Consider the following 21,123-nt stretch of genomic DNA (forward strand, 5'->3'; position numbering starts at 1 on the left):
ACTTTTGTCTTGAATGTATTATACCAGCGATCCCCGAGATTAAGGCCGGCACTCCGAGAGGAGAAGCTGGAGATTTTACGGCCTCCGGCTGAGCCGAGCAAGCCGTCTTTTTCTATTATATCTATACTTATTCCTTTAATGATGACGTTGGTGACTGTAGGCTTTTATGTATATATGAGCAGAACGGGCAAAATGGGCAATAGTAACTATCTGATGTTCCAGATGGTTACGGTGGTCATGATGCTAACATCGTATACGATTCCTTTTTTCGTATACCTAAATAATAAAAAGGAATATAAGCGCAAGCTGGAGGAACGCGACCGGATGTACCGGGAACAGCTCCAGAAGCATCGTGAAGAGCTTGAATTGAAGCGCGAGGAACAAATTCGCACGCTGTATGAAATTCACGGTGATCCGCAAATATGCGCTCAAATCGTCAAAAACCGCAACAGTTCTCTTTGGGAACGATCTCCGGAGGATGAGGATTTTTTACAGGTCCGTATTGGGACTGGACAAGTTCCCTTTCATATTAAATTGCAAATCCCGCGTCCGGACGGCTACGACCGTGACCCCCTGTTGGGGGCTGCGGATGAGTTGGAGGAAGAGTTCCGTCTGGTGAATGCTGCTTCCATTGCATTACCGTTGTTTCAATCCAAAGTAGTAGGACTGGTCGGTGAACGAGAGCATACTCTTGCTGCCTTAAGAGTGATTCTGGCGCAGGTAGCTGTGCGTCACTCGCCGGATGAAGTGAAAATCGCGTCCTTTTATGATGAGCGAGAGGAAAGTGAATGGGCCTGGATGCGCTGGCTTCCGCATGTGTGGGATGATGACAGAACCCAGAGGATGATGTCAGACCGCAGCAGCAGCACCCATCAATTAGCTGATTTTCTGTTTGCCAGGCTAAACCGCCGTAAAAACAATCGCAGCGAACGTCACGGAAAAGGGATGGAAGTCCCTTGCTACCTGATTGTTTTATCCGATAGCCAGCTCATTGAGGAAGAGCCTTTGCTTCCATTATTACTGGAAGACGGACGAGCCATTGATGCGTGCACGATCGTGCTTGCTTCCCGTAAGGAAGCATTGCCGATGCAGTGTCAGCTGATCGTGGAGGCTTCCAAGGAGCAGGGGGTATATGCTCGCAAATCGGAATCGGCAGAGGTTGAACAACAGAGCTTTAAGCCGGATCGTTTGTCCAAAGGGGAAGCCGATGCATTGGCACGGTATATGGCTCCTATTCGATTGAAGCGCTCCTCGGCTTCGGATATTCCATCTGTACTGCCTTTGTTTGATATGATGAGCGTAGCGGATGTGGAGGAACTGGATGTAACAGAGCGGTGGCGGCGGAACCGTCACCCTGATACTTTACCCGTACCGATGGGTGTGCGAGCAGGCGGCAAGAAGATTATGATTAATCTGCATGATAAAATAGAGCGCCAGGGACATGGTCCCCACGGTCTGATCGCGGGTACGACGGGTTCAGGGAAGAGTGAGGTTATTCAGTCTATCGTGGCCTCGCTTGCGGCCGAGTTTCACCCGCATGATCTTGCTTTTATGCTGATTGACTACAAGGGCGGCGGCATGTCCAATACGTTCGTCAACCTGCCGCATGTTGTGGGTACGATTACGAATTTGGACAATAACTTGATCGAACGCGCCAAAATATCCCTCAAGGCAGAACTGGTTCGTCGACAGAAAATATTGAACGATGCAGGCAATTTACAGCATATTGATGAGTATTACAGATTACTCCGGCAGCGGCACGAACAGCCGCTGCCTCATCTGGTTATTATTATTGATGAATTTGCACAACTAAAACGGGATCAGCCAGAGTTTATGGACGAGCTAATCAGTATTGCAGCGATTGGGCGGACGTTGGGTGTCCATCTGATCTTGGCAACCCAAAAGCCCGCCGGGGTCGTAGACGATAAAATCTGGAGTAACTCCAGATTCCGTATCTGTCTTCGGGTGCAGAGCGAAGGCGATAGCCGTGATATGCTGAAAATACCGAATGCGGCGTGGATTACCAAGCCGGGACGAGGGTATTTTCAAGTCGGTAGCGACGAGGTGTTTGAAGAGATGCAGTTTGCTTGGAGCGGTGCACCGTATATAGGCAACAGCGATATTTCTTCTGCACTGCCTGTACATGAAGTGAGACTGAACGGGAAACGTGAAGCACTACTGACAGGCGGCGAACGTGCAAGCTCAGGCTTAAAAGGAGAAGAAGCCCCTAAACAGCTTCAAGTTTTTATTGATTATATTGCGAATGAGGCTGCTAAGGCAGGGATCGAACGGCTTCAGGGACCGTGGCTTCCGCCGCTGCCTGAATTGCTGGATTTAACAAATTTGCCTCCATGCACCGAAATAGATAGTACATCATCACCTTTGGAGCTGAAGGCTCTTATTGGTCTGGTGGATGATTTGCCGAATCAGCGACAGGAGCCAATTTATGCAGCGCTGGATCATGGCCATTGGGCGGTGTACGGCATGCCGGGCATGGGGAAAACGACCTTTTTACAGACGCTGCTGATGTCGACAGCTCAGCGCTTTGATGCGAACCGTTGGAACGGTTATATCATTGACATGGGTCGGACGATGCGCGATTTTGGGGAACTTCCGCAAATCGGTGCTGTTATGATGGCAGAGGAGGACGACCGGATCAAGCGGTTGTTCCGTTATCTGTTCAAGCTGGTTGCTTTACGCAAGGAATTGATTTCCGAAGCTGGCGTCAAAACGATAAGCTCGTATCGCCGTTCTGCGGTCGAGGATGTACCGCAAATTGTCGTAGCTATTGATGGCTACCTTAATTTCCGTAATGCTTATCCGGATGAAAATGAACTGCTGGAATCTCTTTTGCGTGAAGGTGGCAGTTTGGGTATCACGTTCATCATCACTGCGAACCGGATTACGGATGTGTTTGAGAAATTCCGCAGTAACATTCCGAATGCTGTTTCTTTTGAATTGTCCGATCCGAGTGATTATTATTACGCGGTAGGACGGCCGGCGAAAACGCCAGGACCTTTGATTCCGGGCCGCGCCCTGGTAAAAGGACATATTCCACCGCTTGAGTTCCAGACGGCATTGCCTTCACCGGGAGAAGATGAGACGGAACGATCGGCACGGCTGCGCCGCAATATCGCGAGCATTGTACAGGAATGGAAGGGTGCGCACGCACCAGCCATTCTCCCGTTGCCTGAGCATATTCCACTGGCGGAACTGTTACAGCAGTGGGATCGGACAGCTGGGCCTTCCGGTGCGCTCCCTTATGAGGTGCCTGTAGGTCTACAGAGTGACGATCTTGAGCCTTTCCTCCTGAATCTAAAAGAGGGTCCTAATTTTATCGTCGGCAGTCCTATGGAGGGAGGAAAAACATCCTTCCTGATGAGCTGGATTCTATCGCTGGCTTATTACACCTCACCAGGACAGCTGGAAGTCTATACGCTTGATACCCGTTATGGGGGCGGTGGATTATCGCGGTTGCGGCATCTTCCTCATGTCAAGGCTGCGGCCGAAAGCGAAGAAGAAATCGGGCCTCTGGTACAGCAAGTGCATGATATCGTTCAACAGCGAAGCAAGGATGGAAATGACCCTGAATTACTGCTGGTTATTGATGATGCGGATATGTTAAGCAAACAGCTGAACGATTTTATGATAAAGGATCAGCTCTCCGCCATTGTACGGTTGGGACGTGATCGTAATGTGCATGTCGTGCTATCGGGTGTGCCATCTGATTTCCCAACCTTTGGGGTAGACTGGTTCAATGATGTCAAGGCAAGTCAAAGCGGCATGCTTTTTGGAACACTGGATTCGAATGATTTATCGTTCTTTCGTATCCCCTATTCGGAAGCGAATGCCGCTGCGGGTGGCCTAAAAGTCCTGCCGCCTGGACAGGGATACTACGTACGGCGCAAATTTACCAGGATAAAAGCGGCAATTCCTTTCTCAGAGCAAGTGAGCTGTGAGGATTGGATAACGAAAATTCGTGACCGATGGCATGTTGTAGTTTGAAGGGAGGTGGCTCATAATGTTAACGTTTCAAGCTTCCAAGCAGAAGTTAATAACCCTCAAGTCGAAGGAACTGTTTTTTCTGGCAGGCGTGCTGGGTTCTGACAGACTGCTTGGGGTGGAAGATCCGTTCAAGGGCTATCTAGCGGAGGAGTTGGCAGAAGAGTGGGAACAGGTAAAAGCTGCTCTTCTGGAAAAGGGTTATCTAAAACGGGTAGATAAGGGCAAAGAGTTGGCAATGCCCCCTACTGTTTTTTCGAGGGTTGCTATCGCCGGATTATCTAACAGGGCTTGCCGCATACGTTATACACGGGGAGGCAAGCGGTTTGAAGGCTACCTTCATTGCACGAACGAGCGTGTGGTGGAGCTTGTGAAATCCGTTGATGAACCCGATGAGTATCGCCTGTACGATCTGGGTAATGTGGAAAAGGCATGTGAATCGTTGATTGATGAAATGGGCTGGGTAGATCGGCTTGTGCCTGAATCCCCTGCGCTCATGTTCTCCAAGCAGGCATTTAATGAAATTTATAAGCAATCTGCAGGAGAGAATGTGTCTCTAATCAGCAGTAAACTGACCGAGACTAGCGGAGATGCGGAGGGGGCTGCCAAGCTGGCCCAGTCATTAAGCTCCCGAGTAGCCGAAGGAGAGCTGCAATTGCTGGTTTGGAACGGCAGGGAGTGGGAATCACAACGGGCAGCTTTTGTCCTGTGTCCTGCAATGAGCTGGATATTTCGTATGAGCTCTAATGGTAATGGAGACTGGCTTATTGCAGCCATGACTTCGAGGGATCAATTTGTGGATTTATTATTAAATTGGCTGAGACAGTCGACAGTAACTGAAGAAGCGACAGAAGAAGGGTGATGGATATGCGCATTCGAGTTGAACCGGATGTGCTTCGGGGGCTTAGCGGGCAGCTACAGCATGCGGCGGAGCAAATTCAACAGTTAACAGCAGGTTTGGAGCAGGCGTTACAATCGCTGGATTGGGATGTATCTGCACGTGAGACGGTCTTGGATCATTGGATGCAGGCCAAGCGAATGTCGGAGCAGATTCATGCTTACCTCCATACATCAGGTGCACAACTGAACCGAAAGGCAGAGGAGTTTCAGTCTGTTGACCACAACTATCATACGATTCTGTCATTTGCCAGCCAGCCATTGGGACGCCCCGTCACGATGCTCGATTGGTCGAATCAGCAATCCCCGTCTATTTTGCCCGGGCAAACTTCGGAAGGAAGCGGTCTGATTTCAAACCCGCAGTCTGTCGTACATGCCATTACCGGCATACCATCTTCAGATGCAGGAACACTGAAGATGGATATTCTGGAGCAGGCATCCTCCGGCAGTCCACAGGATTGGTATTTTACGGACCCGTCTGTAGTGAGAGATCAACCTGTCGCATAGCAGGTTTAATTCCATGATTATCTTGTTCGATTGCGAGTTTGAATGAATTAATACCATTATTCCCGGTTTTTTGGGACTTATTAGGTGTCTTTTTTGTCAGGATCATACTGTTAGATGCTGTTATATAGTTAAAAAGTGGGATAATTGCATTTAGGACCTTTGCCTTTTGTAGGGAATTCAATAACCATAGTACAATTTGAACCAGTTAAACAATAAACATTTTTTATCATCAAGGAGGACTCATAAAAATGGCAGGACGCATTTTAATTACACCAGAACAGGTCGATCAGGTAGCTAACCAATTTAAACAAAGCGGTGAGCAAAGCCAGCAAATCGTTTCCAGTCTGACACAGTCCATCTCAGGTATGGAAGGTCAATGGGAAGGTATGACTAAGCAACGTTTCTTCCAAGAGTTTCAGGAAGCTAGCAAACAAATGCAAGCTTTCGTAACGACTTTGAACAGCATCAGCCAGGAATTGACGGCTATCGCTAACAAATTCCGTACGGTTGACCAAGCTAAGTAAGCCGCCAGCCAGGCATTTCTTCATAATTTTACCACGCTATAAAGAAGCAATATGTGAACCATTCCTCACAGTTTAGAATAGATGGTTCCAAGTAGAAACGGTTTGGCTGTCCTTTACCAGGATGATATCCATTTCTGCAGATAAATATAAGAACAGAGGATAACGTTAAACGTATACTTTCTTATATTTTAAGAAAACCGGGCGATCTTAGGACACCCGGTTTTCTTGCCATCCACAGAAATTTATATTAAAGTGAGGAAACTAGCATACTGAACGATATAAGGAGAGGGATGTTTCATGTCTTTTCAACCGAATCCGGGAGACGAATTGATCATAAACGGCACAGCTTATGTGGTTGGACGACATCCAGTTGCACCCGGTTTGGCCTATGCTCAAGCGGGGCGTCAAGGCATTGTATATCAGCTGAATGCTAAAAGTGGAGCGCCACATGAGGCTAAAGCCCTTAAAGTGTTTTTTCCGAAGTTCCGTATCCCGGCTATGGTTTATCAATCTGAGCATATGGAAGCATACGGGGATATTCCCGGTTTGCAGGTGTGCAAGCGTGATGTGCTCACTCCAGAAAGAAACGGAAGTCTGATCGCCGAACAGCCTGATTTGCTGTATGCGGTACTGATGCCATGGGTTCATGGTACGACGTGGTTCGATTGCCTCACAGATCAGCGTCAGCTTGAGGCTTCCGATAGTCTGGCTTTAGCCAGAGCACTGGCAGGGATCGGTTCGGCTATGGAGCAAAAAGGACTGGCGCACTGTGATTTATCAGCGCCAAATGTCATGCTTCCGTTTTTTTCTGAAGTGGAACTGCCTGAAGGCACGTCAGCTGTAGAATTGGTGGACGTGGAGCAAATGTATAGTACCAAAATGGATCGTCCAGACGCTCTATTGGCAGGTTCACCAGGATATGCCGCACACCGTACCGTTCACAGCGGGTTATGGAGCGCATACGCAGACCGTTTTGCAGGGGCCATTATTATTGGAGAAATGCTGGGCTGGTCTGACCGTGTAATCATAGATAAAGCGTGGGGCGAAAGCTATTTTGATCAGCACGAAATGCAGACGCCTTGCGAACGATATTTTATTTTACGAAAATCACTGGAATCCCGATGGGGAAGCAAGGTGGTAGAACTGTTCAGTCGTGCCTGGGATAGTCAGGATTTAAGCAGTTGTCCTACCTTTGGCGAATGGCTGGTTGTGCTTAATGGCATTACTGAACAGGAAATTCCTGTTGAAGTAGAAGCGACAGAGCTTGAGACGACAGAAACAGCACAAGCCGCCGCCGTAGGTAGTTCTTCCGTTGAGCCAGCATCCTCTTTAGTTGCACCGCTCGAAGCTGAGCAGGCTGCGCTGCTTAATCAGGCCGCTGAGGAGCAGGGACAGCGTGGGGTAACGGACAAGCTGTTCCGACAGGCCCGTGATCTGGAGCAGCAAAACAAACCTGCTGCAGCGCTGGAAGTATATCGGTCGTTGTATCATTTTGTAGAAGACGGCAGTCCTCTGCATGTCGAGGTATCGGCTGCTATTACAGGGCTGGAAGAGCAGTTAAATCCCAAGACACCAGAGCAACCCGAAAAATCGGCAGCCTGGTATCGCTCGAAAACGTTTATCGTATCGACAGCGGCTGCGGTCGTTTTCTTAGCTGTTGGAATTCCAACCGTTAAGATTCTTGCGGATCAGTCCAATCAACGGCAAATTGAGGCAGCAAAACAGGAAGAAGCCGTGAAGGCTGCACAAGCCAAGCTGGCTGCAGAACAGGAGGCCGCTCAAAAGGTGTTAGCTGAGAAGCAACGGCAGGAAGCGGAGGAGCAGGCCAAACAACAGGCAAAGCAACATGCTCTTACCCAAAAGCAGCAGGAAGAGCAGAAAAAACAGCAGGCCCTTATAGATCAACAGGTCAAATATGAAGCTTATCTTGCCCAAAAGGAAAAAGAGAATCAGGCAGCTGTCAAGCTGGCCAAGCAAAAAGTATATGATCAGCAGGCAAAGTATGAAAAGTATTTGGCATGGAAAAAGGATCAGGAAGCCCGTGCAGCCCAGGAAGAGGCAGCGCGTAAGGCGGCAGCTGAGGCAGCACAAAAGCAAGAGGCGTCGATGCATGAACGTAACAAGGAGAACGTTCTCCAGCTTATTTCACTGTATAACAAGGCTTATGCCTCCCAGGAGGGGGGGAGCACGGCAAAGGCAAAGAGCTTTGCCAATCGTTTTAGAGCATTATACGATAGTAATCCATCCTATTATCGTAAGGTAGGTGAAGTAGGATATCGGGCTTCTTCTATCTATAACTTTTTAAGTGACACGAATTTTAGACTGCCTAAAATTTAATTATTGAACTATTCATGATAGATAGGCTGATAGATAGAGATACAAGGTAACTGAGGGGAGCATGTACAAACCATGAATTATACAATACAGGCTTCACAACGTACCCCCGCCCTGATCATTTACCTGATTGACATCAGCGCGTCGATGAACATGCTGATGGAGGGGCGACGGCGCATTGACGTTGTGTATGAGGCTATATCGCTGGCGATCCGGCAGATGGTTTTCCGTTCAACCAAAGGGAATCGTCTGACTGCACGCTACCGGATTGCGATCTTGGCTTACAGTGACGACGTGTATGATCTGTTGAACGGTGTAAAAGGGATTGATGAAATCGCAGCCATTGGCTCGTTGCCCGATTTGACGCCCAAACGGTTTTCAGATTCCGCAAAGGCTTTCTTGCAAGCCGAGCGTATTTTACAAGCAGAGCTGCCAGGGATGCAGGATTGTCCTGCTCCTTTGGTTTGCCATATGACAGATGGGGTATCTACAGGCGATGATCCGGAGCCGATTGCCAAGCGCATTATGAGCATGAGCGTACCGGATGGAAATGTGCTGGTAGAAAATATATTTTTATCTGACAGACTGCTGGAGACACCTATTCAGGACCCTCGTCGCTGGAAAGGCTTGACGCACAATACACCGCTGCAAGATGAGCATGCTGTGAAATTGCGTAATATGTCTTCTGTACTCCCTGAAAGCTATCGGGAAATGCTGTTTGAGGCAGATTATCAGCTGGGTGAAGGGGCGATTATGATGCTGCCTGGAACCTGTGCGGAACTGGTGTCCATCGGTTTTCAAATGTCGGCCGCAACGCCTGTACGGTAAGGAGGTAAAAGCATGAATCCACTGCTGTCCCTGCTCCCCGCGAGCAAAAGAAAGGGAATGAATGCAAGGCTGGCTCAGCATTTTGCTTACATAAGCTCTCAGACAGGCGATCAGCCTTTATCATCTCATCATAGTCGTTTTATGTGTCGTTATGGCTATGGAAGGTCTGCCGAATCTGCCAGCATGGGGGAAAGCGGACAGGATTTTGCCGCAGTGCGGATTCATAAATCCGTCTGTTGCTTTGTCTTGTGTGACGGTGTCGGGCTCAGTTATCGAGGAGATTTTGCAGCTCGCTATCTGGGCTCTTCTTTACTGGATTGGCTGGAAGAGGGGCGGGATCTGTCTGCTGATCAATTGAGGATGTATCTCGAACGCTTGGCCGGTACAGCTACAGAGGAATTGGATCGGCAGCCTTTGAATCTCGAATCAGGCTTAATGCGTTCGGTATTGGAGGACAAACGTCGTCAGGGAAGCCAGTCCATGTATATTTGCGGTAAAATCGAACTGCCGAAGCGCGGTGCTCGTGGGCGTCTTAGACTTGCCTGGCAGGGCGATTCACGCTTGCGACTATGGAACGGTGCGGAGGAAATCAGCGAGTTGTTTGATCATACCTTCTCTACAGCAGAGCGCTGGTCCACAAGCCGTGGACCGATCGGAGGTAAGCCTCATTGGTACGAAAGAAGCATACCCGCAGATATGCCAATGAGACTACAGGTATATAGTGACGGTTTATCCGATTTGGACCCTATTTGCGAGCCTGTCCCTGATGAGCAGATACAAGTATTGCTGGATGCATCCCATACCGGGGGGCTTGATGATGATGCGGCATTTATTGAATTGCAGTGGTAAATGAATAAGCAAAAGGACGTTTGCATCCATGTCAATGGCTGGAGGACGTCCTTTTTTGATGCATACATACAAAAAAACAAACAGTTAAGATAGATTTGGAATGCAATCGAGATACAAGAAGAAAAGATGCGCTAATTCGCGTAATATTCGTTCTTTTCCTCCATATCGCAAAGGAATAGCAAAAAACGCGCAAAAATGGTGATTATAAAGTATCCCCTTTTGGGTAATCTTGTGATTATACAGGAAACTGAAGGGAGAGATACATATGAGCTACACATCTGTAGGAAATGCGCGCTTTGAAGGCAAAACGGCTCTAATCACGGGGGCTGGTTCTGGCATTGGCAAGGCAACGGCTATTCAAATGGCGAGAGAAGGAGCGAATGTCGCCCTCTTTGACGTAAGTAATGAGCGGATTTTGGAGACGGAAAGAGAAATTAATTCCATACGAGAAGGATCAGCACGGGCATTTGACGTGGACATTGCCGATCCGGTGCGTGTGGAGAAAGCAGTGTTGGAAGCCGTAGAATTGTTTGGCGGGTTGCACATCATTTTTGCCAATGCCGGAATTAACGGAGTAGTTGGACCGATTGAAGATTTGAGCATTGAGGATTGGCGGCAAACATTATCTACAAATCTGGATGGTACCTTTCTGACGGTGAAGTATACGGTGCCACATTTGAAAAAGAACGGGGGCGGCAGCATTATCATTACCAGCTCCATTAATGGAAATCAGCGTTTTACCAGCTTTGGGATGTCAGCTTACAGCACTTCGAAGGCAGGTCAAACCGGGTTTGCTAAAATGGCGGCGCTGGAGCTGGCCAAATTCCGTATCCGTGTCAATGTCATCTATCCTGGTGCCATTTCGACCAATATTGATGAAACAACGGAGAAATCGGAAAGGTTAAAGCAGATTACCATCCCTGTTCAGTTTCCCGAAGGAGGGCAGCCGTTGGCTAATGGGCCGGGTCAACCCGAGCAGGTAGCTGATTTAGTCACCTTTTTGGCCTCCGATCATTCGCGTCATATCACTGGCGCACAAATTGTGATTGATGGGGCGGAATCCTTATTGTTTTAGCGCTGAGCAGATTTTTAGTCATAGAGAAATGATGAACGTTGTTTGAGTGTATGGTCTTGGTTATGATGCTTATTTATGGTATATGTATAAAGGAAGATAAAGCAAATTTTCTCTCTCTCTATTGTTTGGTGCGAATGTGAAGCTCACATAAAATCCCTAGATCCTTCGCACCTCGAAATTTGTCGAAAAGGATTCAAATCAGCTTTCATCGATAAAAGTCAATCCTAGATTCAAGCTTTTTTGGTATCGTTTTTATGAAAATGTACAGAATTGATATCTTTTCTGGATCAATTGGGTACATTTTCGCTGTCGCACTCTATATGAGTGCGTGGATTGAAATTCAAAGTCAAAGTATTCGGCTCTAGCATCTCCTGGTCGCACTCTATATGAGTGCGTGGATTGAAATTGCTAGGCATGCTACAAAAATCCCCTATCAACGCGCCGTCGCACTCTATATGAGTGCGTGGATTGAAATATACAACGCTGTTACGAATTTTGTGGATGCCGTCAGTCGCACTCTATATGAGTGCGTGGATTGAAATCAATAATGAAAGGAGGTTTCCTAGCGTATGGAGCCAGGTCGCACTCTATATGAGTGCGTGGATTGAAATATGTAGTTATGGGTGGAAACGTTTGGATAGCTTAGTCGCACTCTATATGAGTGCGTGGATTGAAATATAGAATCACATCCTCAATAGGGTTTAAATGGTGGGGTCGCACTCTATATGAGTGCGTGGATTGAAATAAAAAGTTTTGAGAAAAAATACCATATCCCTTCGAGTCGCACTCTATATGAGTGCGTGGATTGAAATTTGATGACAAGCCGAAGAATAAAGCCAGCAAATAACGTCGCACTCTATATGAGTGCGTGGATTGAAATTCGTTATTATTATATTCAACAAACAAAAGGCTCTGTGGTCGCACTCTATATGAGTGCGTGGATTGAAATTCCTTATACGGCATCGGCTCCCGTGGCTTGTTGCCCGTCGCACTCTATATGAGTGCGTGGATTGAAATCTGTAGATACGCATCATCTGCGGATCGATCTCAACATGTCGCACTCTATATGAGTGCGTGGGTTAAAATCGGGGCGCGGGTTGCATGTAACTGGCAATCCATGCCCACTCCACATGAAGATGTATTTTAAAACTCATTTTGTAAGTGTAATTCGAACTTAAAATATTTAATTTTGGTGTATGTCAAGAATCCTCAGAGAAAGAGCTCTGGGGATTTTTTTATGAGTGCTTGATTCGCTCAAAATACTGAATTTTTCTCTAAAATAATTTGTTTGGGAGGAAAATGTAAATCAATGTCGAAAAAAGTAAATAAGTCTTAGTTCAAGAGACTCATTCAGCAGAAGTATAGGCTCATATAGGCCGAAATTAAAGGAGTGAAAAAATGGAGTATATCGCCCACATACGGGAAAGTGACCAAGTGATTCAGACGGTTGCTGAACATCTATTGGAAACTCGACAATTAGCAGAGGCCTTTGGCGATAAAATAGGCATACGACATATTACCGGACTCGCTGGTATGCTGCATGACTTGGGGAAATACACAGAAAAATTCCAGCATTACATACGTTTAGCCGTACAAAATCCTGACAATCCACCGAAACGAGGAAGCGTGGATCATTCTACCGCTGGTGGGAAGTTGTTGTACAATCTCTTACATATCCAGCCTCAGGGAGCATTTGATCAGCAGGATTTCATGAACAAAGCTTTATTATCCGAAGTTGTAGGAAATGCGATTATTTCACATCATGCCTATCTACAGGATTTTCTAGACCCAAATCTGGAATCGAAATTTTTGGACCGGGTGCGTGATCGAGAATTAGAGGGATTTGATGGTGCAGTCGCTCTTTTTTATGAGCAGGTGATGGAGGAATCTGAATTTTATCATTATGTGAATCAAGCAGGGATAGAACTGGCTCATTATATGAAACGAGAGGATAAGACAGACGTTGAACTCCAAATGATGTTCCTATCCAAGTTTGTTTTCAGTGCTTTGATCGATGCGGATCGCACGAATACCCGTTGTTTTGAAGAAATTAACCTTAAAAACGAGAAGAACAGCAATGAACCGATGAATCGCCAACAGCTATTTCAAACATATTACGAAAGACTAATGGAGCGTATTAACGATCTGCAATCAGGAGAGAACGCCGACACAACCATTAATCTGCTTAGAAAACAAATGTCCGAGCAATGTGAGCAATTTGCAGACAAGCCTTCCGGGATACATACACTTTCCATACCTACAGGGGGTGGGAAAACGCTGGCCAGTCTGCGTTATGCCCTAAAGCATGCGGTCACATTTGAAAAGAAGCATATCATCTACGTCGTTCCATTCACAACGATTATCGAACAAAACGCTCAGGAGGTTCGTGAAATTATACGGGATGACGCTAACATTCTGGAGCATCATTCCAATGTGGTCATGAACGAAGTAGAGGCCATAGATGGTGAGGATCATGAGCTTGAAGATGTTGTTGTGAATACGCATCAAAAATTAAAGCTGGCTAAGGATAATTGGGATTCGCCAATCATTTTCACGACTATGGTGCAATTTTTAAATGTGTTTTACGCAGATGGCAGCAGAAATATCCGTAGACTTCACAATTTGAGTGAGTCCGTCATTATTTTTGATGAAGTCCAAAAAGTTCCCACACACTGTATTTCTTTGTTTAATCAAGCGCTGAATTTTTTAAAAACATATGCCTCTTCAAGCATTGTTCTTTGCACCGCTACCCAACCGGAATTGGATTTTGTACACAACAAGCTGGACATTGAACCGGATGCCGAAATGGTGCATGATCTCGATCATGTTATCGAAAAGTTTAAGCGGGTTGAAATTGTTGATAAGGCGACGGATGATACTTTGGATACCGAGAAACTTGCCAATTTTGTTGAGCAAATACTTGCCGATGAATCAAGCATACTCGTTATTCTCAATACAAAAGCAATGGTCAAAAATCTATATCACCGATTAATAGAAGGAAACGGTACCATCCCGGTTTACCATTTAAGTACCTCCATGTGTCCGGCTCATCGCAATCGCATATTGGAGGAAGTAAAACAACATCTGGAGCATAAAAAACCTGTCGTTTGTATTAGCACACAACTCATCGAGGCGGGAGTGGATATTAGTTTTGATTGTGTCATTCGATCCTTGGCTGGTCTGGATTCCATTGCTCAGGCAGCAGGTCGATGTAATCGCCATGGAAGAGATGGAACGAAGCAGGTGTATGTCATTGATCATGAAGAAGAAGATCTCAAGCGTCTCAAAGAAATCAAAATCGGTAAAGAGATAACCAGGAAAATGTTCATTGACTTAAAACGTGATGAAACCTGCTACGGTGGTAACGTATTATCTGCACAGGCCATGGAAATATATTTTAAAAAATATTATACCGAGCTGGAAACAGACTTGAATTACTTTATACCTCAGCTAAGAAAAAACATGACTGAACTATTATCTGCTAACCGCAGAGAGAATACGTATTATCGTTCTTATTACGATGAAAAAGGTACGATTCTTCCCTTATTCTTAGCGAATTGCTATAAGACAGCGGCAGAACATTTTCAAGTCATTGAGGATCATACGACTGCCATTATTGTTCCATATGGGGATGGAGACAAAGAAGGAAAGGAGATCATCGCTGATCTAAATGGACAGCAAAGCATAGAGGATCTAACAAGCCTACTGCGCAGAGCGCAGCAATTCACCATTAATATATTCCATTATGAGAAAGAACAATTGGATCAGAATAAGGCGCTGGTTTCTTTTCTGGATGGTAAAATATTGGCTTTGACCGAGGGGGCCTATCATGATTCTTATGGGCTTAACCTTGAAAATGATAGTCCGCATGGTGGATTTTTTATTTAAGAAAGCTTTCATCTGGGACTTAGGGCTTGTTTTTTGCGTTGACTGAATATGCCGAAAGTAATATTCTGGTACTATATTTAGAAAAAAGACCTTGAAAGGAGGAAGCTGCCAGTTGAGAAACGCAATCGAATTTAGAGTGTACGGAGATTATGCACTGTTTACAGACCCACTAACCAAACTGGGTGGGGAGAAATTAACGTACAATGTCCCTACCTATCAGGCATTAAAAGGGATCGTAGAAAGTATTTACTGGAAACCTACGATTACGATGGTTGTGGACAAGGTTCGTGTTCTAAACGCGATCCGAATGGAATCCAAGGGAATTCGGCCCATTGAATACGGCGGCGGTAATACGCTTGCTAACTATACTTATCTCAAAGACCCTTGCTATGAGGTTCAGGCTCATTTTATTTTTAATGTGCATCGTCCCGAGATGGAATATGACCGTAATGAAAACAAGCATCATAACATCCTCAAACGCTCGTTGCTTGCGGGTGGGCGTAGAGATATTTTCCTCGGTACACGAGAATGCCAAGCTTATGTGGAGCCTTGTGTTTTTGGTGAAGCACCCGGTTTCTATGATAGTTATGGCGAGATTCATCTAGGAAACATGGTACACGGCATTAACTACCCGGATGAGACAGGCAGGAATCAGCTGGAGGTACGCTTGTGGAATCCGGTGATGAAAGACGGAGTTATTGAATTTATTCCACCGGAGAAATGCCCACAAGTTCGCGTCATAGCAGAGATGCATCCCAAACGGTTTGATGAAAATAATGTTCAATCCGCTGATGAGCTGCTTGCAGAGTGGGAGGGGTGGGGCATGAAATGAGCTGGCTGCTAAATTTATATGAAACATATAAATCGAATCTTGATCGTGTAGGTTTGCCCGAGAAAAAGCGTGACGGTCGTGAATACACGCTGTTGCCCATCTCTCATACAACTCAAAATGCACAAATTGAAGTGGAAATTACGGAACAAGGTGATTTTCATTCAGCCAGAGTGCTGGACAAGGACGAGCTCAGCACATTAATTCCTTGCACAGAGAAATCGGCCAGTCGGGCTGGCTCTGTCGTAGCGCCTTATCCGCTGCACGATAAATTAAGTTATGTGGCCGGAGATTTTGTAGCATATGGTGGAAAAGTCAAAAAAGAAGAGCCCTTTGCGGCTTACATTCAGCAGTTAGAAGGGTGGGCTAATTCAGAATATGCCACTCCCAAGCTGAAAAGCATCTATCGTTATCTTAGCAAGCGCCAACTGATTAAGGATTTATCGGATCATTCTATTTTATGCCTTGATGAGAATCAACAGCTAATAACCAAATGGGACAAGAAGTATGAGCGTTCATCTGGGGAAAAACCACGTATATTTACGGCAGTTCCCGGTGAACTGGAGAGTGCTTTTATTCGTTTTAATGTATATTCACCAAATAAAGCGTTAACTAAAGTTTGGCTGGATACAGAACTATATGATTCATTTATTAGTTACTACAGTCAGTTGCTGGGTGAGAAAGACATTTGTTATGTCACCGGAAAGCAACTCCCGAGCACAGACAAGCATGCAAACAAAATCAGAAATTCCGGAGATAAAGCAAAGCTGATTTCTGCTAATGATACAAGCGGGTTCACATTCAGAGGACGGTTTGCCGATAGCCATGAAGCAGCAAGCATCAGCTATGAAGTATCCCAAAAAGCTCATAATGCCTTAAAATGGCTGATTCATCGTCAAGGTAAAATTATGGATAATCGTGTTTTTCTCGTCTGGGGTAATGATGACCCGGATGTGCCGAGCTTTACCAACAATGACAACATCTTTGCAATGGATTTTGGTCCTGAATCATCCCGGCCGACAGCAATCAAAAGTCATACGAACGAGGAACTTGCCTTTGATCTGGCCAAAGCCCTGTCGGGTTATCGCAATAAACTGGCCGTCAAATCGACGTCCAAAGCAAACGTCAACATTCTAGTGCTTGACTCAGCAACAACAGGGCGCATGGCTGTTCTGTATTATCGGAATTTGGATAAAAAATTGTACTTTGACAAGCTTATTGATTGGCATTCAAAATGTGCCTGGTTACACCGTTACCAGAAGGACGAGCAAGGTGAGCTATTACAATTTTGGGGGGCTCCAGCGACCAAAGACATTGCTTTCGCGACATACGGCCCTAAGGCAAATGATAAACTCGTTAAAGGTCTAATGGAACGAATGCTTCCGTGTATCGTAGATGGTCGACCCATTCCGCAGGATATTGTGAGGAGTGCTACTCACCGTGCCTCTAACCCGGTAGCTATGGACAAATGGGAATGGGAGAAAACATTGAGTATAACATGTGCATTGATTAACACACAGGAGGGATACAACGTGGCATTAGATGAAGAGATTAGGGATCGCAGCTATTTATTTGGCAGACTGTTGGCCATTGCTGATGTACTGGAACGAAATGCACTGGAGCGAAGTGGGCAGGATAGGGATAAAAAGCGTTCCACCAATGCCATACGCTATATGAGTGTATTTTCACAGCATCCGGAAAGAACCTGGAGAACGATTCAGAATGCCTTGCAGCCACACCAAGCTAAATTCGGCAAACAACTAAACTATTATTCCATTATGATTGATGAAGTTGCTTCAAAAATCCCATTTGACGAATTTAATAACGAACCGCTGACCGGTAAGTATTTGCTCGGATTTTACAGCCAACGCTATGAAATCTATCATAACACGGATAAAAAGAGACATGAGGGCAATAACGCAGGAGATGAAAACAACCAAGACGACAACATCCCAGACATGTGAATGAATAGTGGTGCTCGTAACAATCTTTTAAAATATAAGGTTACATGAAAAGGAGAATCATCATATGTCTATACTGGATCATAAAATTGATTTTGCCGTTGTACTGTCTGTCGCGAAAGCCAATCCCAATGGAGATCCCCTGAATGGCAATCACCCGCGGCAAAATTACGATGGTTATGGCGAAATTTCAGATGTGGCTCTGAAACGGAAAATAAGAAATCGTCTGCAGGATATGGGCGAATCTATCTTTGTTCAATCGAATGATCGGAAACAGGATTCTTTTCATAGTTTAAGAGAACGTGCCGAAGCGAACCCTGAGCTGGGAAAAATTTTTAAGAGCAAGGAAGGTTCAAGCGAGGAGTTTGCCAAAATGGCCTGTCAGGAGTGGATGGATGTTCGTAGTTTTGGTCAAGTTTTCGCATTCAAAGCGGCGGGTAAAGGGGCAGGAGTATCTGTGGGGATAAGAGGTCCTGTATCTATACATACGGCAACCAGTGTTCTTCCTATTGATATTACCAGCATGCAAATTACCAAAAGTGTAAACTCCGAGCCAGGAAGTGAAAAAGGTTCCGACACGATGGGGATGAAGCACCGTGTGGATTTTGGCGTGTACGTTTTTAAGGGAAGCATCAATACACAACTAGCTGAAAAAACAGGGTTTACCAACGAAGATGCTGGAAAGATCAGGGGAGCGCTGATTTCCTTGTTTGAAAATGACGTATCTTCCGCCCGTCCTGACGGTAGTATGGAGGTACATAAGGTCTATTGGTGGGAGCACAATTCCAAACTCGGAAAATACTCATCTGCTAAAGTACACCGATCTTTGGAAGTGAAACCGAAAGAAAATGTAAATGCGGCCGACAAATCTTTTGATACACATTATGAATGCATCCTCACTCCGCTCGAAGGCTTAGAGGTCCAAGAGTATGCAGGGCTATAATGAAGAAGATTATTTGCTTCTATCCGGTATACAGCATTTTAATTTCTGTAGAAGACAGTGGGCGTTAATTCATATAGAGCAGCAATGGGAAGAAAACGTGCGGACGATTGAGGGTAATCATTTGCACAGAAAAGCGGATCAGCCGATGATTCGTGAAAAAAGAGGGGATAAGCTTGTCGTACGCGCATTACCTGTACATTCCAGAGAGCTTGGGATCACTGGAATCTGTGACGTGGTAGAGTTTGTGCGAGATCCACTCGGCGTTCCGCTTGCAGGGGAGGAAGGTACGTACCTTCCTTTTCCTGTTGAATACAAGCGTGGTAAACCGAAACGAAATGATTCGGATCATGCTCAGTTAGTCGCACAAGTGATGTGTCTGGAAGAAATGCTCGTATGCGAGATTTCAAAGGGCTACTTTTATTACGACGAGATCAAACATCGCGTAGAGGTCATCATCACGGCGGCTGACCGAGAGCGTGTGCGCACAAGCTTGCAGGAGATGCGGCATTATTTTGAGCGAAACCATACACCTAAAGCCAAAGCGGGACCACACTGCCTGAGCTGCTCACTACATAACATATGTGTTCCCGAAATACTGAATAAAAAATCAGTTTCGAGCTTTATTGAAAGCAGGCTGGCTGAATGAAAAAACTACTAAACACATTATTTGTGACCATGCCGGATACGTACTTGTCACTAGATGGGGAAAATATCGTAATTAAACAAGAAGAGTCCATTCTTGCACGGTATCCTTTGCATAATTTGGAGGCGGTTTGCACTTTTGGCTACTCAGGGGTTAGTCCAGGCCTAATGGGGGCTTGTGCAACACGCAATATAGACTTAACTTTTATGACGCGAAGCGGACGTTTTTTGGCACGAGTTACGGGGGAAAGCCGGGGAAATGTAGTGCTGAGAAAAGAACAGTATCGGATTTCCGATGATGATAGAAGAAGCGCTCTGGTAGCCAGGAATATGATTACAGGTAAGATTTACAACCATAAATGGATTTTGGAACGGGCGACGAGGGACCACCAACTTCGGATTGACACGGATCGCTTGAAGAAGGTGAGCACATCTTTAACAGAGATCATGAAGCAGGTCCGTGAAGTGGAGGAGCTAGACATTTTACGGGGCTTGGAAGGTACGGCGGCGGTTCAGTACAATTCTGTTTTCGATGAGCTGATCTTACAGCAAAAAGATAATTTTTATTTCCATGGACGCCATAAGCGCCCGCCATTAGATAATGTGAACGCTCTGTTATCCTTTGCCTATACACTGCTGTCCAACGATATGAAATCAGCCCTGGAGGCTGTAGGCCTGGATGCGTATGTAGGTTTTTTGCATCGAGATCGTCCGGGAAGAGCCTCCTTGGCACTGGATGTGATGGAAGAACTTCGAGGCGTATATGCCGACCGTTTTGTGCTGTCCCTGATTAACAAAAAGCTGATTCACGGCAAAGGATTTTACAAGAAAGAAAACGGGGCTGTTATGATGGACGATGATACGAGGAAAATCGTATTGAAGGCCTGGCAGGAACGGAAGCAGGACAAGATTATTCATCCTTATCTGAATGAGAAAATGTCCTGGGGATTGGTGCCTTATTCACAGGCTCTGCTCTTGGCCAGGCATATTCGGGGAGACTTGGACGAGTATCCTCCATTTTTGTGGAAGTAGGTGTGAACACTTGCTCATATTGATTACTTATGATGTAAGTACAGTAGACAGAGTAGGCAGAAAGAGATTGGCAAAGGTTGCGAAAAAGTGTGTTGATCACGGACAAAGGGTACAAAACTCCGTATTTGAATGTATTTTGGATTCGGCCCAGTTCCGCCGTTTAAAATATGAATTAGAAGAGTTGATAGACAAAAAGGAAGACAGCCTGCGTTTCTACAACTTAGGTGATAACTACAAAAAGAAAGTAGAGCATATAGGGGCCAAAGAGGCTTACGATATGGAGAGTCCACTTATTTTATAAGGTGCGAATGTGAAGATCACATAAAAACCCCGGGTCCTTCGCACCTCGAAAATTGTCGAAAATCAATTGAATCAATTACCTTTAGTAAAAGTCAATGGTTGATTCAAGCTTTTTTGGCATCAGTTTTTGCGACAATGTGTGGAATTGATATCATAAGGGTATGAATTACTGCATTTTCGCTGTCGCACTCCATGTGAGTGCGTGGATTGAAATTACTTAATTGAATTGATCTGCTCGAAAAGAGAGCGTCGCACTCCATGTGAGTGCGTGGATTGAAATTTACTCAAGATGAAAAACAACTCCTTTTATGGTGTCGCACTCCATGTGAGTGCGTGGATTGAAATAATTTCATCAGGACGAGGCAATGATGTAATTGAACGTCGCACTCCATGTGAGTGCGTGGATTGAAATCATATTCCTGCTCAAGTTTGGCTCTAATCTGTTCTTGTCGCACTCCATGTGAGTGCGTGGATTGAAATAGTGGAGATTTGCCGTCCAGAAGCCGAAGTTC

15 protein-coding genes and 2 CRISPR repeat arrays (1 of these 17 cut by a window edge) are annotated in these 21,123 nt (G+C 45.6%); all 15 genes read left to right on the top strand.

Going from position 1 to position 21,123, the window contains the following annotated elements; translation table 11 throughout:
- The first annotated feature begins 9 nt into the window (after positions 1 to 9).
- The 15 genes from essC to cas2 all read left to right on the top strand — a co-directional run bounded on the left by essC (position 10) and on the right by cas2 (position 20,612).
- A complete protein-coding gene (gene essC / locus LCF57_RS03215; RefSeq protein ID WP_225999407.1) occupies positions 10 to 4,005 on the top strand; it encodes a type VII secretion protein EssC in 3,996 nt (1,331 codons plus the stop codon).
- 16 nt (positions 4,006 to 4,021) lie between these two features.
- The gene (locus LCF57_RS03220) at positions 4,022 to 4,864 is read left to right on the top strand and encodes a hypothetical protein (RefSeq protein WP_225999408.1); all 843 of its coding nucleotides are present in this window, start codon (positions 4,022 to 4,024) and stop codon (positions 4,862 to 4,864) included.
- Between the two features lie 5 nt (positions 4,865 to 4,869).
- The gene (locus tag LCF57_RS03225; protein WP_225999409.1) at positions 4,870 to 5,406 is read left to right on the top strand and encodes a WXG100 family type VII secretion target; all 537 of its coding nucleotides are present in this window, start codon (positions 4,870 to 4,872) and stop codon (positions 5,404 to 5,406) included.
- 248 nt (positions 5,407 to 5,654) lie between these two features.
- Positions 5,655 to 5,930, top strand: coding sequence for a WXG100 family type VII secretion target (locus LCF57_RS03230; RefSeq protein ID WP_007430133.1), 276 nt, complete (start codon positions 5,655 to 5,657; stop codon positions 5,928 to 5,930).
- A 297-nt stretch (positions 5,931 to 6,227) separates the two neighbouring features.
- A complete protein-coding gene (locus LCF57_RS03235) occupies positions 6,228 to 8,267 on the top strand; it encodes a hypothetical protein (RefSeq protein WP_225999410.1) in 2,040 nt (679 codons plus the stop codon).
- 72 nt (positions 8,268 to 8,339) lie between these two features.
- Positions 8,340 to 9,092, top strand: a complete 753-nt coding sequence (locus tag LCF57_RS03240) for a vWA domain-containing protein (protein ID WP_007430135.1) — start codon at positions 8,340 to 8,342, stop codon at positions 9,090 to 9,092.
- Positions 9,093 to 9,104: 12 nt separating this feature from the next.
- Positions 9,105 to 9,941, top strand: a complete 837-nt coding sequence (locus LCF57_RS03245) for a hypothetical protein (protein WP_225999411.1) — start codon at positions 9,105 to 9,107, stop codon at positions 9,939 to 9,941.
- Positions 9,942 to 10,206: 265 nt separating this feature from the next.
- Complete coding sequence (locus LCF57_RS03250) at positions 10,207 to 11,016, top strand: SDR family oxidoreductase (protein WP_225999412.1); 810 nt, start codon at positions 10,207 to 10,209, stop codon at positions 11,014 to 11,016.
- Positions 11,017 to 11,324: 308 nt separating this feature from the next.
- Positions 11,325 to 12,102: a CRISPR direct-repeat array (repeat unit 32 nt; unit sequence GTCGCACTCTATATGAGTGCGTGGATTGAAAT).
- A gap of 312 nt (positions 12,103 to 12,414) precedes the next feature.
- Positions 12,415 to 14,904: a CRISPR-associated helicase Cas3' gene (cas3, locus tag LCF57_RS03255; protein ID WP_225999413.1), complete on the top strand. Its 2,490-nt coding sequence runs from the start codon at positions 12,415 to 12,417 to the stop codon at positions 14,902 to 14,904.
- A 112-nt stretch (positions 14,905 to 15,016) separates the two neighbouring features.
- Positions 15,017 to 15,736 carry a type I-C CRISPR-associated protein Cas5c gene (gene cas5c / locus LCF57_RS03260; RefSeq protein WP_225999414.1) on the top strand — a complete coding sequence of 240 codons (720 nt, stop codon included), beginning with the start codon at positions 15,017 to 15,019 and terminating at the stop codon, positions 15,734 to 15,736.
- A complete protein-coding gene (gene cas8c / locus LCF57_RS03265) occupies positions 15,733 to 17,697 on the top strand; it encodes a type I-C CRISPR-associated protein Cas8c/Csd1 (protein ID WP_225999415.1) in 1,965 nt (654 codons plus the stop codon). The genes cas5c and cas8c overlap by 4 nt, the downstream gene beginning before the upstream one ends.
- Before the next feature lie 64 nt (positions 17,698 to 17,761).
- Positions 17,762 to 18,637: a type I-C CRISPR-associated protein Cas7/Csd2 gene (gene cas7c / locus LCF57_RS03270; protein WP_225999416.1), complete on the top strand. Its 876-nt coding sequence runs from the start codon at positions 17,762 to 17,764 to the stop codon at positions 18,635 to 18,637.
- Positions 18,624 to 19,283, top strand: coding sequence for a CRISPR-associated protein Cas4 (gene cas4 / locus LCF57_RS03275; RefSeq protein WP_225999417.1), 660 nt, complete (start codon positions 18,624 to 18,626; stop codon positions 19,281 to 19,283). The genes cas7c and cas4 overlap by 14 nt, the downstream gene beginning before the upstream one ends.
- Positions 19,280 to 20,311: a type I-C CRISPR-associated endonuclease Cas1c gene (gene cas1c / locus LCF57_RS03280; protein WP_025716886.1), complete on the top strand. Its 1,032-nt coding sequence runs from the start codon at positions 19,280 to 19,282 to the stop codon at positions 20,309 to 20,311. Before cas4 ends, cas1c begins: the two co-directional genes overlap by 4 nt.
- 10 nt (positions 20,312 to 20,321) lie before the next feature.
- Positions 20,322 to 20,612, top strand: a complete 291-nt coding sequence (cas2, locus tag LCF57_RS03285) for a CRISPR-associated endonuclease Cas2 (protein WP_225999418.1) — start codon at positions 20,322 to 20,324, stop codon at positions 20,610 to 20,612.
- Between the two features lie 181 nt (positions 20,613 to 20,793).
- A CRISPR array of direct repeats spans positions 20,794 to 21,123; the repeat unit is 32 nt (it continues 434 nt past the right edge of the window).

Origin of the sequence: Paenibacillus sp. BJ-4, assembly GCF_020404765.1 — a bacterium.
GTDB lineage: Bacteria > Bacillota > Bacilli > Paenibacillales > Paenibacillaceae > Paenibacillus.

Excerpts from the sequence above, each read along its gene's own strand:
- LCF57_RS03220 (WP_225999408.1), top strand. The coding sequence starts at position 4,022 with ATGTTAACGTTTCAAGCTTCCAAGCAGAAGTTAATAACCCTCAAGTCG.
- LCF57_RS03225 (WP_225999409.1), top strand. The coding sequence starts at position 4,870 with ATGCGCATTCGAGTTGAACCGGATGTGCTTCGGGGGCTTAGCGGGCAG.
- LCF57_RS03230 (WP_007430133.1), top strand. The coding sequence starts at position 5,655 with ATGGCAGGACGCATTTTAATTACACCAGAACAGGTCGATCAGGTAGCT.
- LCF57_RS03235 (WP_225999410.1), top strand. The coding sequence starts at position 6,228 with ATGTCTTTTCAACCGAATCCGGGAGACGAATTGATCATAAACGGCACA.
- LCF57_RS03240 (WP_007430135.1), top strand. The coding sequence starts at position 8,340 with ATGAATTATACAATACAGGCTTCACAACGTACCCCCGCCCTGATCATT.
- LCF57_RS03245 (WP_225999411.1), top strand. The coding sequence starts at position 9,105 with ATGAATCCACTGCTGTCCCTGCTCCCCGCGAGCAAAAGAAAGGGAATG.
- LCF57_RS03250 (WP_225999412.1), top strand. The coding sequence starts at position 10,207 with ATGAGCTACACATCTGTAGGAAATGCGCGCTTTGAAGGCAAAACGGCT.
- cas3 (WP_225999413.1), top strand. The coding sequence starts at position 12,415 with ATGGAGTATATCGCCCACATACGGGAAAGTGACCAAGTGATTCAGACG.
- cas8c (WP_225999415.1), top strand. The coding sequence starts at position 15,733 with ATGAGCTGGCTGCTAAATTTATATGAAACATATAAATCGAATCTTGAT.
- cas7c (WP_225999416.1), top strand. The coding sequence starts at position 17,762 with ATGTCTATACTGGATCATAAAATTGATTTTGCCGTTGTACTGTCTGTC.
- cas4 (WP_225999417.1), top strand. The coding sequence starts at position 18,624 with ATGCAGGGCTATAATGAAGAAGATTATTTGCTTCTATCCGGTATACAG.
- cas1c (WP_025716886.1), top strand. The coding sequence starts at position 19,280 with ATGAAAAAACTACTAAACACATTATTTGTGACCATGCCGGATACGTAC.